The sequence below is a fragment of the Kitasatospora sp. NPDC093102 genome (assembly GCF_040683915.1).
Taxonomy (GTDB): Bacteria; Actinomycetota; Actinomycetes; order Streptomycetales; family Streptomycetaceae; genus Kitasatospora.
In genome coordinates, this window is record NZ_JBFBFA010000083.1 from 1 (window position 1) to 12581 (window position 12581).

At 70.0% G+C, this 12581-nt stretch carries 13 protein-coding genes and 3 pseudogenes; 9 read left to right on the top strand and 7 right to left on the bottom strand.

Translation table 11 applies throughout. From position 1 onward, the window contains the following. Together AB0O11_RS37950 and AB0O11_RS37955 are read left to right on the top strand one after the other, a co-directional pair. A partial coding sequence (locus AB0O11_RS37950) for a tetratricopeptide repeat protein (RefSeq protein ID WP_363396766.1) occupies positions 1 to 686 on the top strand: 686 nt, incomplete at its 5' end. Further along, on the top strand, positions 686 to 1807 hold the full coding sequence (locus tag AB0O11_RS37955; RefSeq protein WP_363396769.1) for a Dyp-type peroxidase: 1122 nt from the start codon (positions 686 to 688) through the stop codon (positions 1805 to 1807). The genes AB0O11_RS37950 and AB0O11_RS37955, both read left to right, overlap by 1 nt. A 143-nt stretch (positions 1808 to 1950) precedes the next feature. Here AB0O11_RS37955 and AB0O11_RS37960 read toward each other — a convergent pair. Both AB0O11_RS37960 and AB0O11_RS37965 read right to left on the bottom strand, forming a co-directional pair. Beyond that, a pseudogene (locus AB0O11_RS37960) lies at positions 1951 to 2040 on the bottom strand (DoxX family protein); the annotation flags it as partial. A 159-nt stretch (positions 2041 to 2199) separates the two neighbouring features. Further along, complete coding sequence (locus AB0O11_RS37965) at positions 2200 to 2694, bottom strand: cupin domain-containing protein (RefSeq protein ID WP_363396772.1); 495 nt, start codon at positions 2692 to 2694, stop codon at positions 2200 to 2202. 96 nt (positions 2695 to 2790) lie between these two features. Between AB0O11_RS37965 and AB0O11_RS37970 the strand changes: the two genes are divergently transcribed. The 4 genes from AB0O11_RS37970 to AB0O11_RS37985 all read left to right on the top strand — a co-directional run bounded on the left by AB0O11_RS37970 (position 2791) and on the right by AB0O11_RS37985 (position 5836). Then, the gene (locus tag AB0O11_RS37970) at positions 2791 to 3627 is read left to right on the top strand and encodes a LysR substrate-binding domain-containing protein (RefSeq protein ID WP_363396802.1); all 837 of its coding nucleotides are present in this window, start codon (positions 2791 to 2793) and stop codon (positions 3625 to 3627) included. Between the two features lie 285 nt (positions 3628 to 3912). Further along, the gene (locus AB0O11_RS37975; RefSeq protein WP_363396775.1) at positions 3913 to 4101 is read left to right on the top strand and encodes a hypothetical protein; all 189 of its coding nucleotides are present in this window, start codon (positions 3913 to 3915) and stop codon (positions 4099 to 4101) included. Continuing rightward, on the top strand, positions 4098 to 4853 hold the full coding sequence (locus AB0O11_RS37980) for an SDR family oxidoreductase (RefSeq protein ID WP_363396778.1): 756 nt from the start codon (positions 4098 to 4100) through the stop codon (positions 4851 to 4853). The genes AB0O11_RS37975 and AB0O11_RS37980 overlap by 4 nt, the downstream gene beginning before the upstream one ends. 104 nt (positions 4854 to 4957) lie before the next feature. Next, a complete protein-coding gene (locus AB0O11_RS37985) occupies positions 4958 to 5836 on the top strand; it encodes an ABC transporter substrate-binding protein (RefSeq protein WP_363396781.1) in 879 nt (292 codons plus the stop codon). 66 nt (positions 5837 to 5902) lie between these two features. Here AB0O11_RS37985 and AB0O11_RS37990 read toward each other — a convergent pair whose 3' ends face one another. Both AB0O11_RS37990 and AB0O11_RS37995 read right to left on the bottom strand, forming a co-directional pair. After that, the gene (locus AB0O11_RS37990; protein WP_363396785.1) at positions 5903 to 6307 is read right to left on the bottom strand and encodes a nuclear transport factor 2 family protein; all 405 of its coding nucleotides are present in this window, start codon (positions 6305 to 6307) and stop codon (positions 5903 to 5905) included. Between the two features lie 384 nt (positions 6308 to 6691). Continuing rightward, positions 6692 to 7696, bottom strand: coding sequence for a DUF1259 domain-containing protein (locus tag AB0O11_RS37995; protein WP_363396788.1), 1005 nt, complete (start codon positions 7694 to 7696; stop codon positions 6692 to 6694). A 304-nt stretch (positions 7697 to 8000) separates the two neighbouring features. Here AB0O11_RS37995 and AB0O11_RS38000 point away from each other — a divergent pair, with 304 nt between their 5' ends. After that, positions 8001 to 8912, top strand: coding sequence for a S41 family peptidase (locus tag AB0O11_RS38000; protein WP_363396791.1), 912 nt, complete (start codon positions 8001 to 8003; stop codon positions 8910 to 8912). Here the strand turns inward: AB0O11_RS38000 and AB0O11_RS38005 are convergent. Further along, positions 8909 to 9229 (bottom strand): annotated as a pseudogene (locus AB0O11_RS38005) (IS630 family transposase); the annotation flags it as partial. The gene AB0O11_RS38000 and the pseudogene AB0O11_RS38005 overlap by 4 nt on opposite strands. 400 nt (positions 9230 to 9629) lie before the next feature. Here AB0O11_RS38005 and AB0O11_RS38010 point away from each other — a divergent pair. Then, positions 9630 to 9767: a LysM domain-containing protein gene (locus tag AB0O11_RS38010; RefSeq protein ID WP_363396793.1), complete on the top strand. Its 138-nt coding sequence runs from the start codon at positions 9630 to 9632 to the stop codon at positions 9765 to 9767. A gap of 169 nt (positions 9768 to 9936) precedes the next feature. Here AB0O11_RS38010 and AB0O11_RS38015 read toward each other — a convergent pair whose 3' ends face one another. After that, on the bottom strand, positions 9937 to 10926 hold the full coding sequence (locus AB0O11_RS38015) for a YafY family protein (RefSeq protein ID WP_363396796.1): 990 nt from the start codon (positions 10924 to 10926) through the stop codon (positions 9937 to 9939). A gap of 93 nt (positions 10927 to 11019) precedes the next feature. On the opposite strand from AB0O11_RS38015, the gene AB0O11_RS38020 reads away from it, so the two are divergent. Beyond that, the gene (locus AB0O11_RS38020; RefSeq protein ID WP_363396799.1) at positions 11020 to 11418 is read left to right on the top strand and encodes a VOC family protein; all 399 of its coding nucleotides are present in this window, start codon (positions 11020 to 11022) and stop codon (positions 11416 to 11418) included. A 630-nt stretch (positions 11419 to 12048) separates the two neighbouring features. Here the strand turns inward: AB0O11_RS38020 and AB0O11_RS38025 are convergent. Further along, positions 12049 to 12492: pseudogene (locus AB0O11_RS38025) on the bottom strand (IS30 family transposase); the annotation flags it as partial. Positions 12493 to 12581: the final 89 nt, after the last annotated feature.

The window sequence follows — 12581 nt, forward strand, 5'->3', positions numbered from 1 at the left end:
GGACTCCCTCCTCCGCCTTGCGATGCACGCACCCCAACGCCGCCCCGCCCGCCCTCCGGGCGGACGACGGGGGTTTGAAGACGGACCCTAGGCCGGCGGGCCACTTCCACCGGTTCGCGGCGGCGCTGGACGATCTGGACGCGGCTGCCGCGCTGGGGCTCGATCGGCACAGCGTGGACGAGGAGCGGGCAGCCGTCTGTCAGGCGGTCGGGCGGTACGACGAAGCGCGTGCGCTGCTCCGGCAGGGGCTGTCGAGGCGGCAGGACTTCAGGACCCTCGGCGCCATGGCCCGCTGTCAGGCCGAGAGCGGCGAGGTGGACGATGCCGAGAAGTGGTTTCTGACGGCAAGACACGCTTACCGCGGGGTCAGTCCGTTTCCGCCGGCGGTCCTGGAATTCCAGTGTGGGCAGATGTGGCTGGACCGGGGCGGCCTGGTGCGCGCGCGTATCTGGCTGGAGTCGGCCGTGCGCCGACTGCCGTCCTACGTGCCGGCCCACGGTTACGCCGCCGAGGCCGACGCCGCCGACGGCAGGACGGCTGTGGCGGCAGAGCGTCTGCGCCGGCTGGCCCTCGTCAGCGACGATCCCGACTACGCGATGCGGCTCGCCCGCCTCCTGGGCGGGTTCGAGGCATCGGCGGAGGCCCGGTCTGGCGTGCCCACGCGGCCGCGTGCTACGAGGAGTTGATGGCGCGCCACCCCGAGGCGTACGCCGATCACGGGGCGGAGTTCTGGCTGACCTTCCCTGAGGAGTTTCGGCAGGGCATGGCGGCACGTGCCGGGTTCATCGGTGACACCGGGGAGAGCGCGCCCGCATGCTGGGAGTCGCCCTTCGGCACCGGCCAGGTGCACGTCGTGCTGTCCCTCCTGGCCGCCGACCAGGAGTCATTGGCGGTCGCCGTCGAACGTGCGCGCAAGGCCCACGCGCGGCTTCCCGGCCTTCAGGTCGTCCATCGGCAGGACTTCTACCAGTTGTCCACGGGGCGCACCAGCTTCGGCTACAAGGACGGCATCGGCAACCCCACGATCGAAGGCAGCGGCGCCGAGACTCCGCCCGGTGACGGTTCCGTGCTCAGGGCGGGCGAGTTCGTGCTCGGCTATCCCGACGAGACCGGAAACCTGCCGCCGATGCCGCAGCCGGCCGAGCTGGGCCGCAACGGCACCTTCGTGGCCTGGCGGAAGCTGCACACGCGCGTCGCGGCCTTCCGCCGCTATCTCCACGACAACTCCGGCAGCCCGCAGGAGAAGTCACTGCTCGCCGCCAAGGTCGTGGGCCGCTGGCAGAGTGGCGCCCCGTTGATCCTGGCACCCGAGCATGACGACCCGGCCCTGGGCGCGGACGACCAGCGCAACAACGAGTTCCGCTACGAGTCCGATCCGCACGGCACGATCTGCCCCCACGGCGCCCACGCCAGGCGGGCCAACCCGCGCGACTCGGAGATCATCGGCGACGTTCGTCTGCACCGCATGATCCGACGAGGCACCAACTACGGCCCGCCGCTGCCCGCAGGCGTCCTGGACGACCGCGGCGCCGACCGAGGCATCGTCTTCGTCTTCATCGGCTCACACCTCGACCGCCAGTTTGAGTTCGTGAAGTCGCAATGGCTGAACGACGGGAACTTCGTCGGTCTCGGCCGGGAGAAGGACCTGCTCACGGGCGACAACGACGGCACGGGCATCTTCACGATCCCGCAGCACCCTGTCCGGCACCGGCTGCACGGCGTGGAGCGCTTCGTCATCACCCGCGGCGGAGAGTACTTCTTCCTGCCGAGCCTCAGCGCACTGCGCTGGCTCGCCGACGTTCGGTGAACCGAGCGCCGGCCGAGGCATTCACCTCCAGACGGGGCGGCGTCGGCCCAACGGGGCGGTCGTGTCGCGGAGGAGGGTGAGGACAGGGGCGTACCCGTATCTCAAGGGAGTAGTCGCATCCACCGGTCGGGGACTGTGCTCGATCACAGCCGGGTGGCCAGCCAGATGGTCACGACCGCGGTGACGGTGAGCCCGGCATTGAGTGCGATCCGGCGGTCTTCGCCAGTCAGATGGGCCACCGGTTCACGGTGACCCGTCGATTGCGTCGCTTGCCAGAGGAGCCCTGGTGAAGGCCCGGTCCGTCGTCCGAGGAACCCGGACGCCGAAAGGCGGCAGCGCCACCGCCCTGCCGGTCGGAAGGAGGGTGGCCGGGCCGTGCCGTGCTGTCGGCTTCAGGCGAGGTCGGTGGCGGGCTCGGTCGCGTAGCGGCTCATCGCGTCGATGTTGGCCTGTGGCGTCAGTGGCCGGCCGTCGGCGAGCACCTCCTGGAGTTCTCGGAAGTACTGCACGTACAGGTCGGGGGTGAAGGTGCTGAGCATGACGGCGGGTTGGTCGGTCAGGTTGGCGAAGGTGTGCGGGGTACCGGGCGCAACCACCACGAGCGTGCCCGTGGTGGCGTCGTAGTCCTCGTCCCCGACGGTGAACCGCACGGTGCCGGAGAGGATGTAGAAGCCCTCGTCGTGTCGGGCGTGGCGGTGCTGCGGCGGCCCCTGGGTGTGCGGGGCGAGGACGGACTCGGCGATCGCGAGGCGGTGCCCGGTGTGGCTGCCGTCCTCCAGAACGTGCATGTGCGTGGTGCCCAGAACGATCGTCTCGCCGTTGCCGGGACCCACCACCGATACAGCGGGGTGGGTCTGCGGCTCGCTGGTCTTGGCTTCTTCGGTCATGCTCACAAGTGCACCGCCGGGAACCTGCCCGTGTCCAAGACCCATCCCGTGGCGCCGATACCCGTTGGGTATCGTTGCAGCGTGGAGCTACGGACCTTGCGCTACTTCGTGGCGGTCGCCGAGGAACTCCACTTCGGCCGGGCCGCCACCCGACTGCACATGAGTCAGCCGCCGCTGAGCCGGGCGATCAAGCAGTTGGAGGCCGATGTCGGGGCCCTGCTGTTCGCCCGCTCGCCCACGGGGGTCACGCTCACGCCGGTGGGCTCGGTGCTGCTCGACGAGGCGCGGGCCCTACTCGACCATGCCGACCGCGTCCGGGTGCGCGTGAGCGCGGCGGCCGGCGTCGCGACCATCACCGTCGGCATCCTGGGCGACGGCACCGACCCGGGAGTGGCCAGGCTGGCCGCCGCCTACCGCCGAAGCCACCCCCGCATCGACATCCGCATCCGCGACACCGACCTGACCGACCCCACCTGCGGGCTGCGCGCCGGACTGGTCGACGTCGCACTGACTCGGGCGCCGTTCGACGAGACTGCCCTGACGGTGCGTGCCCTGCGGACCGATCCGGTCGGCGTGGTCCTGCGCGCCGACGATCCGCTGGCCCGCCGCGACGGACTGCGGCTGGCCGAGCTGGGCGACCGCCGCTGGTTCCAGTTCCCGCAGGACACCGACCCCATCTGGCAGTCGTACTGGAACGGCGGCAGGCCGCGCGAGGGCCCAGTGGTGCGCGCCGTCCAGGAATGCCTGCAGGCCGTGCTGTGGAACGGCACGGTCGGCTTGGCCCCGCTCGGACACGACCTGCCCGCGGAGCTCGCCGTGGTGCCGCTGATCGACATGCCGCCGAGCCGAGTGGTGGCGGTGTGGAACGAGGGCGACGCCAACCCGCTGATCCGATCCTTCATCGAGATCGCGACAGCCGCGTACCGTCACTGAGCACCGGCAACCGGTGCTGCCGCAGCTCGTGAACAATTCGAACACCGCGGCCTCAGGGACCGCCTCCCGAAGTGGTGAACGTCTGCTGTTCCTTCCCGCGGCAGGCGGTGAGCTCGGGTGGACCGGCGCGGCTCAGCTCACGGCGGGGCGAGGCGATGCGATACTGCGCCAGTACGTGGAGCAGCGTGTGGACACGGTGGTCCACCGGCGGCTCGACGAGTTGTTCCGGACGGGCACCGGCGGGGATTGCTGCCGGCGCCGCCTGAGCTGCTGAGTGAGATCGGCGTGTTGGAGCGGCTGCTCACCGCGCAGTTGCCGCGCGAACTGGACTGGACCGCGGCCGATCTGCTGCGGGCGACCGTCGACCCCGTGCTCCACGGGGCGATCCGCTCGACATATCCCGGCATCGACGGCGAGCGACTCCGGGCGGTCATCCCGGCGGCCCGCAATGATGAGCAGGAGGTGGGCCCGTGACCGGGACGACCGGCAGGGTGGCATTGGTGACGGGGGCCAGCAGCGGAATCGGTGCGGCCACCGCGCACCTTCTGGCCGCGCGGGGTATGCGAGTGGTGGTCAACTACCTCCGCAGCGGCAAGGCGGCAGAGGAGGTCGTGGCCGGCATCGAGGCGGCAGGTGGCCAGGCCATGGCCGTGCAGGCCGACGTGCGCGAGCCGGCGGCGATCGGGAGCATGGTCGAGCAGGTCCGGGCGGCCTGGGGCGGCATCGACGTGCTCGTGCACAACGCGCTCATCCCGTACGCGGTCAAGTCGTTCCAGGACATGACGTGGGAAGAACTGGGCGGCAAGATCGACGCCGAGATGCATGCGGCGTTCGCGGTCACCAAGGCCGTCGTGCCCGCCATGAGCGAGCAGGGCTGGGGACGCATCGTCTACATCAGCACCGGCCTCAGCCGCCGGCCCCGGGCGGGCATGATCGCGCTGGGCGCGGCCAAGGCCGCCCTGGAGCAGTTCGCCCGCTACCTCGCCCAGGAGCTGGGCCCGCAGGGCATCACGGTCAACATCGTCGCAGCCGGCCCGGTGGAGGACACCCGCATGGGGTCCGCGCTCGACGAGAGGATCAAGCAGCGGCAGGTGGCCCTCACCCCTGTGGGTCGCCTGGCACGCCCGGCCGATGTCGCCCGGGCGGTCGCCTTCTACGCCGACGAGGACAACGCCTTCATGACCGGCACCACGGCCGCGGTCAACGGCGGAATGTCGATGGACTGACAGCCCGACCGGCATCCGCCGCACCGTCACCTCGGCACCCTACGCCGCGCCGTACCGTGCCCTCCCGGGACGGCGCGGCGCTGACACGATCAAGGAAGAGCTTCATGTACACGATCGATCTCGCCTATGTCGGGCGCGGCCTGCACGAGGAACTGGTCGCCTACATCGCCGACCAACAGGACTACTACGTCGACGAGGGCGTCCACGTCGCCCTGCGCGACGGCTGCTCCTGGGACGTCGAGCGCCTGCGCCGCTGCGCCACCATCGGGCTCGGCCGAGTCCTGCTGTCCCGGCTGACCGACGGCATCCCGTGGGCCGCTCTCAACGTGAACACCCACCGCCCGCTGTTCTGGTTCCTCGCCCGCCCCGGCCTGACCTCCCTGGCCGACCTGGCCGGCCAACGGCTCGCGGTACACGCCCCCCACACCCCACCCGGGTGCTTCGCCCGGATCGTGCTGCGCCAGGCCGGCCTCGACCCGGACCACGACGTCCGCACCGTCGTCCGCTGTCCCGGCGACTACAGCATGGACCTGCGCCGGCTGCACGACGGCAGCATCGACGCCGCCTACGTCGGCAGCACCATGGCACCGGAGGCGGTAGCCGCCGAGCACGGCTGGCAGGTGCCGGCCTGGGTCGGCGACCATTTCCGGATCCCCACCGTAGGCGTGGCCGTCGACCCCACCCACATCCATCCGGACGACCCCGCGGTCCAGGCCGTCGTACGAGCCCACCGACGCGCCCTGCAGGTGATCCACAACGACCCCGACACCACGGTGCGGTACATGCGGACGTTCCTCGGCGGACAGACCGAGGATGAAGTCCGAGCCCACTACGAGAGGTTCATCGCACCGTACTTCACCACCGACGGCCAAGCCGACCTCAGCGTCGGTGACAGCGCGATCGCCGCGGTCGCCGCCGAACTCGGTGTCCCCTCCACCGTCACGGCAGCCGAGTTCTACCGCACCGCAACCACCCCAGCATAGAAGCCCGGCGACGCCGAAGCGCGGGCGCTGTGACAGCCTCATGAACGATCAAAGCCAGCCCCCGGGTCAGGCCTTGGCGATTTTCCTGCCCGGCATCGGTTCCGCGAGTGCTGTCCGCCATACAGGCGCACCGAAGGCGTCCGCGAAGTATTGTGTCTCGTGCACCACGTGCCCGTGGGAAAACTCCATGATGCTCACCGAGTAGGTGGGCACCCCGTCGTACGTGATGATGCACTCGCTCACCCACAGATCCCCGCTGCCGACGATTCGGTGGATGGTGAAGTGCCGACTGGCAGGGTGTCCGCCACGTTGAGCCGAAATCGTCGAGCGGCCCCGGAATCGTTCACCTGACTGGGGGTAGTCCAGGATCGCATCCGCGGCGTAGATGGCGTGTTCGGCTTCGGTATCCCCACGTTCCGATGCCTGCCAGTGTTCCTCGAGTGCAGCCCTGATCCGGATGTCAGCATTCATCGTACTGTCCCCTTCTACAGGCGACCGGAGCGATCCGGGGACCTGGGAACGCTTCGAGGCTTTCCCGGGACGCCGGGCCGTTGAACGTCATGGGCAACGGTGACAGCGTGGATCGCCAAGGCAGCGACTCAGCTACAGGACACTGCGGATCAGGACCGGACAACTCGTGACGCGTGGAAGCGCCTGACCATGCGGGCGGACCCGGTCCGCCCCCCGCTACCTTCTTCGTGGCCCCGCAATGGGGCTCCCGGCCTCCGGTCCGGCATGACTGTTCCCCCCTGTAGTTCGCATGATCCGGGGGGTGGTGTCACCGGGACGGAGGCATCGGTGGACCGCTGACGGAGGCAGGACCACCAGCGTGCTGGGAGGCTGCCGTCAGGCCCGCTACTCGCCCCCTCCTGCCCCGCGGGCGGGTACGGCGTTGGTGGCGGCCACCGCACAGTGCAGGGCCCGCGCAATCTTCACGGCGTCGTCGACGGCCCAGACGTGGATGAAGAACATGCGGGGCGAGTCGACCAAGCCGTGATTGTGCAGTTCGACGATCCCGATCCCGTCGCGCTGGAGTACGCTCAGCACATGCTGCGCCTCCCCGGCCAGCACGGCGACATCCCCGCTGAGCGCAGCGCGGCCTCCCCCCACCGGCTGGAAGCTGAAGGCCGTGGTCGCCCCGGAACCGGGCGGCAGGACATAGCTGCCGTCGGTGATCGTCTCGCGGCGCAGGAAGGCAGACTTGTAGACACTGCCGTAGACGGTGCCTGGGGTGCCCAGGGCGGCGTCGATGCCCGCCGTGTCCAGCTCCAGCTTCTTCGGGTCAGTCGTCGAGGACGTGGCGGGCGGCGTGCCCGTGTGGGCGAACGCGGCGCGCAGGCCGCGGGCCAGGGCCGGGGCGTCCGGGCCGTGTCCGTGCGTATGGATCCACACGAGACGGGGAGTGTGAGTGGGCAGGTGGTTGTGAATGGCCACCTGCTCGATGCCGTGTGACTGCAGCGTGCCGATCACCGGGGGCAGTTCCGCCTCGGTGACGGCCAGTTCTCCCATGGTCAGGGTGGTGTTGTCGGCATAGCGGATGAAGGACACGTGCGAGCCGACGGCGAGTTCCGGCGACACGGTGACGCCGTGGGAGACGACATGCAGGTCGGTGCGGGGGAAAGCCGTCCGGTAGATCAGCGTGCCCAGCATGCTGCCCTTGCGGCCCAGCTCCTCCGCGACGTGAGTCCAGTCCTCCGCGGCGCTCTCAGCCGGACGCACCAGCGCGCCGGCCTCCTTGCCGTCAGCACCCGCCTCACCTCCGCGGGCGTGATCCGTGCCGCCGTACGCCCCTTCGGGCAAGGCGTCCTGCCCGGCACCGACGGCCCGTCCCGGCAGTGCCGCGAATGCCGATCCCAGCACGGCCGTGGTCAGGACGCGGCGTCGTGACGCCCCTGCGCCTGTTCCGGTCGGTCCTGGCCTCGCTTCAGTAGCCACGTGTTCGCCTCCCAGCGTGCCGCGTCGTGGAATCAAAACACCGTTCGTCGTGCGGACGACGATTCGACACACGCGGACCGACCGATCCACCCCCGGATGGGGGGGTGGGCGAGTGCGGTGTGCTGCAGAGGCGTGCTGATCCGCCGGACGTCCTCCTCCGTTGGTGGCTCACCAGATCAAGCGTCAAGTACGTTTGACGCTTGGGCAAGCCGCTGGTCTACTCCCTCCCATGACCTCCACCACATCGCCGCCTGCGCTGGACGCCGTCGCCGTCGTCGAGTCGATCGCCGACCTGGTCTGCGAGAACTACGTCTTCCCCGATGCCGCCCGGCAACTGGCGGCCCTGCTGCGGCGCCGGAGTGCCGAGGACTCCTACCGGGCCGAATCCGCCCAGGAGTTGGCCGAAGCGGTCACCGCCGATCTGCGGTCCGTCAACGGCGACCTTCACTTGGCCCTGAAGTACCACGCCGTGCCCGCGCCGCCGGAACAAGGCGCGGCGGCACTCGCCGCGATGCGGAGGGAATTCGACGCCTCCCTGGGCGGTGTTCCCCGCGTGGAGCTCCTCGACGGCGGCGTCGCGGTCCTGGAGATCGCACCCAAGATGTTCCCGCTGGACTGGGCGGCACAGCCGCTGACCGCGGCGCTCTCACTGGTGGCACCCGCCCGCGCCCTCATCCTGGACCTGCGCCGCAACACCGGTGGCGATCCGAACACGGTCGCCTTCGTCTGCGGCTACCTGCTCGACGGCCGCACACAGCTCAACACCATGGTCTCGCGGCAGGGGGAGGTGGCCGAGCAGTCCTGGACGCCCCCGTTCGTACCGGGTGCCCGCTTCGGCGGCAGCAAGCCGCTCTACGTGCTGACGAGCGGAAACACCTTCTCCGGGGGCGAGGAGCTCGCCTACGACCTGCAGCAGCTCGGGCGCGCCGAGGTCGTCGGGGAGACCACCCGGGGCGGCGCGCACCCGCGCGAGGGCTGGACGGTGCACCCGCACCTGGAGCTCAGCGTGCCCATCGCCCGCGCGGTCAACCCGGTCTCGGGCACCAACTGGGAGGGCACCGGCGTCCGGCCCGATGTGCTGTGCGACGCCGAGGCGGCGCTCGACCGCGCGCTGTCCCTGGCGGTGGCACGCTTGACCTAGTGTCCTGCGCCAGGAATCCGTTCTAGATATGAGGCGAGTCGTTCGAGGATCTCGTCGGCGGTCTTGGTCCAGGTGAACGGGCGGGGGTCCTCGTTCCAGGCCTTGGTCCAGGCCCGGATGGCCTTCCCCAGGGCCTGGACGGACTTGTGGACTCCGCGCCGGAGGTGCTTGTCCGTCAGCAGTGCGAACCATCGCCCGGCCTGGTTGAGCCAGGACGGGCTGGTCGGGGTGGAGTACAGGTGGAGCCGGGGGTGGCCGGCCGGCCACTTCCGGGCTGCCGGGGTCCTGTGAGTGGCGCATTTGTCACAGATCAGGTGCTGAGTGATCCGTGGCGCAGGGCCACGTGTGGGTCGACGTGCAGTGGAATCGATTCTGCGTTCCCCGGCCGACGCCGTTCGGCCCAACAGTGGTGGTGGCACTGACCCATCTCGGCCATGGTGAGCATGGCCGCGGTTCGGCTGCGCGACCTTCGGCTTCAGCGTGTTCATCGGCCTGCGCGAATGACGGCGGCCATGGCGGACGCGGGAGGATGATCGTGACGCTCAGTGAAAAGGATCTGCTCAAAACCGGCGACGGCCCCCTGGAGGAGCTGTTCCGGATGAGCCCACCCGGCGACATCCGGCGACCGCTACGGCCTGTCCGGCACAGAACGCGACGAACCTGCCCGGCGGCAGCGGTACCGGCCCCCGCACCGATGGCGGCACCGGCACCCACACGGTGGGTCCCGGGGACACCCTGGTCGGCATCGCGGCCGCCCATGGAGAGCCTTGGCGGGCACTGTACGAGAGAAACAGGTCCACCGTCGGAAATGATCCGGACGTGATCCTCCCCGGCCAGAGCCTCACCCTCGGCTGACCCGAAGCCGAGCGGCGACCCGGACCGGGGCCACGACGGAGCGGTCGACCTCGACCAGGAGCACCGGCACCCCGGTCTCCGGGGCGGGTCGGGCAGCGCGTCGGGGTCCAGGAGCAGCGCCGGCGGGCCCTCCCGACGTCCTTCGAGAGACGTCCTTCGAGAAGTGACATCAGATTTGGCGGGCGTAGGACGCGAGGCGATCGGCGAGCGCGACGACGAGGTCTCGCAGTTCATCGGGGCGCTCGATGACGAACGGCCGGTCGAGCGAGGCGAGTACCGGAGGCAACCAGTCGAGCCGCTCCGCCCGTAGCTCGACGCGCAGCCAGCGCTCGGCCGTCCGGTCCTCGCCTGCCGCAGGCTCATGTTCCTCCAGGACCGCGACGCTCGCGGGAAGGCGGGCGCGGATCTGTTCAACTGTCCCGTGGATCCGCAGAGTCACCTCATGCTGGTACTCGGCCGTGGCGAACCCTGACACCACGCGCTGTGCCGGGCCGGGGCCCGTGGGCGCTTCGAAAGAGCCGGACAGGGTCCTCGCGTCTGCGATGCGGTCGAGCCGGAAGGTTCGGTCCTCGCCGATCTCGTCGTCCCTGCCCGTGACGTACCACCGGCCCGAATGGGTGACGATCCCGTACGCGTGCAGCGTGCGTTCGCTACGCCGTCCGTTGCGGTCGGTGTATCTGATCGAGACCGGTCGACGGTGGCGCACCGCATCGGCGATGGTGAGCAGGACCCCGGTGTCCGGGGGGTCGAACTCGCCGGGCTGATCCGTGAAGGCGAGCGCTTCCAGGAGTGTGTCGAGCCGACGGGCGATGTGCTTGGGCAGCACCCGTCGGATCTTCGCCGATGCCGTCTCGTTTGCCGTGTGCTCCGTCGTGGTCAACCCTGCTCGGCGGCCGGCGACCAGGCCGAGCAGCACGGCCAGTGCCTCCTCGTCGCTGAGCATGAGCGGAGGCAAGCGGTACCCGGGGGCGAGCCGGTACCCGCCATAGCGGCCGCGCACCGATTCCACGGGCACGTCCAGGTCGATCAGCTGGTCCACGTATCGCCGCACGGTGCGTCCTTCGACGCCGAGCCGGTCGGCGAGTTCGGCCACAGTCCGGGTGCCGCCCGATTGCAGCAGTTCCAGGAGTTTCAGCACGCGGCCAGTGGGTCGAGGCATGTGCACAACCTAACGCGAATAGTGGACCGATTCTGTCCACTATTTCTCCTAGTCTGCGACGTGCACTCCCCCAGGACAACCAAGGAGACCCCTATGGACTTCGTCTCGATCCGCATCATCACCAGCGACGTCGCGCGTCTCGTCGACTTCTACCAGCGCGCCACAGGGGTGCAGGCGATGTGGGCCACCGAGGACTTCGCCGAGCTCAAGACCGCGGGCGCCACCCTCGCGATCGCCAGCACCCGCACTGTCCCGCTGTTCGCCCCTGGTTCCGCCCGTCCGGCGGACAACCACAGCGTGATCACCGAGTTCCTCGTCGAGGACGTGGACCGCGTCCACCGGAACCTGACCGGCTTCGTCACCGACTTCGTCAGCGGGCCCACGACGATGCCCTGGGGCAACCGGTCGCTGCTGTTCCGCGACCCCGACGGCAACCTCGTCAACTTCTTCACCCCCGTCACCCCGGAGGCCATCGAGAAGTTCGTACGTTGACGCCACGCACAGCCACGCACGCGGGAGCCCTGTGACGACTTCACCGTGGCCTCGTCGGTGCCGATCGCCCGGGCCGTGCCCGCGGCCTTGAGGCCGACGACGAAGCGCAGCACGATCACGTCGTACTTCGCCGCGGGCAGTTCCCTTGATGGCGGCGCCGAGCGCCATGCCCGCCTCCAGGCCCTCCACGCCGGTGGTGAGGGCGTCCAGGTCGTCCAGCCGCGGCTCCCGCTCCGGGCGCAGCACCACGTCGAACGCGACGCGTTCCTCCAGCCGGTCCGGACGCTCGCGCTCCACCTCCACCAGGTGGCGCGGGGCTGCCCAGGCGGTGGCGGCGGGCTGGGGGGTAGGTCAGGACGCGGTCCCAGAAGTCGGCGAGTTCGAGGAAGGCCTCGCTGACGAGTTCCTGGGCGAGGCCGGCGTCGCCGAGCTGCCGGCCGCCGTCCCGGCCGGCGCCGCCCGGATCGAGGACCTCATCCAGCACGGGCCGGCCGTGCCGATCCGGCACCCGCTCAGCGGCCGGGGCGGGCGGCCGTGCGGGTGGACGCAGCTGCAGGCCGACCGGCGCCCACACCTTGATGCCCCGTCCAGGAGTGGTGGATTCTTGGGGTCCTCGCAACACCTGATGGCCTACGTGGTTGTCAGTAGATCACGCAGGCGCTCGGCTGGGGTTCTCCAGCCGAGCGTTTTGCGTGGTCGGCCGTTGAGTTGCTGGGCGACGTGTTCGAGGTCCTCGGGGCTGTGCACGGACAGGTCTGTGCCCTTGGGGAAGTACTGCCGCAGCAGGCCGTTGGTGTTCTCGTTCGACCCGCGCTGCCAGGGTGAGTGCGGGTCGCAGAAGTAGACGGGGACTCCCGTGGCCACGGTGAACTGCTTGTGCGCGGCCATCTCGCAGCCCTGGTCCCAGGTCAGCGAGCCGCGCAGGTGCTCGGGCAGGGCCTGGACCAAGGGCACCAGGACGTCGCGGACCTCCTCGGCGGTGTGCCCGCCGGGCAGGTGTCCGAGTATGACGTAGCGGGTGGAGCGCTCGACCAGGGTCACGATCGCGCTCTCGCTGCGGGGGCCGACGATCAGTCGGGTAGCGGGGACGCATTACTGCGTCCCCGCCCCCTCAGAACCGTGCAAGCAGCTGTTCACCGCACACGGCTCAAGCAAGCCCCGAG

Excerpts from the sequence above, each read along its gene's own strand:
- AB0O11_RS37955 (WP_363396769.1), top strand. The coding sequence starts at position 686 with ATGGCGCGCCACCCCGAGGCGTACGCCGATCACGGGGCGGAGTTCTGG.
- AB0O11_RS37965 (WP_363396772.1), bottom strand. The coding sequence starts at position 2,694 with ATGACCGAAGAAGCCAAGACCAGCGAGCCGCAGACCCACCCCGCTGTA.
- AB0O11_RS37985 (WP_363396781.1), top strand. The coding sequence starts at position 4,958 with ATGTACACGATCGATCTCGCCTATGTCGGGCGCGGCCTGCACGAGGAA.
- AB0O11_RS37990 (WP_363396785.1), bottom strand. The coding sequence starts at position 6,307 with ATGAATGCTGACATCCGGATCAGGGCTGCACTCGAGGAACACTGGCAG.
- AB0O11_RS38000 (WP_363396791.1), top strand. The coding sequence starts at position 8,001 with ATGACCTCCACCACATCGCCGCCTGCGCTGGACGCCGTCGCCGTCGTC.
- AB0O11_RS38015 (WP_363396796.1), bottom strand. The coding sequence starts at position 10,926 with ATGCCTCGACCCACTGGCCGCGTGCTGAAACTCCTGGAACTGCTGCAA.
- AB0O11_RS38020 (WP_363396799.1), top strand. The coding sequence starts at position 11,020 with ATGGACTTCGTCTCGATCCGCATCATCACCAGCGACGTCGCGCGTCTC.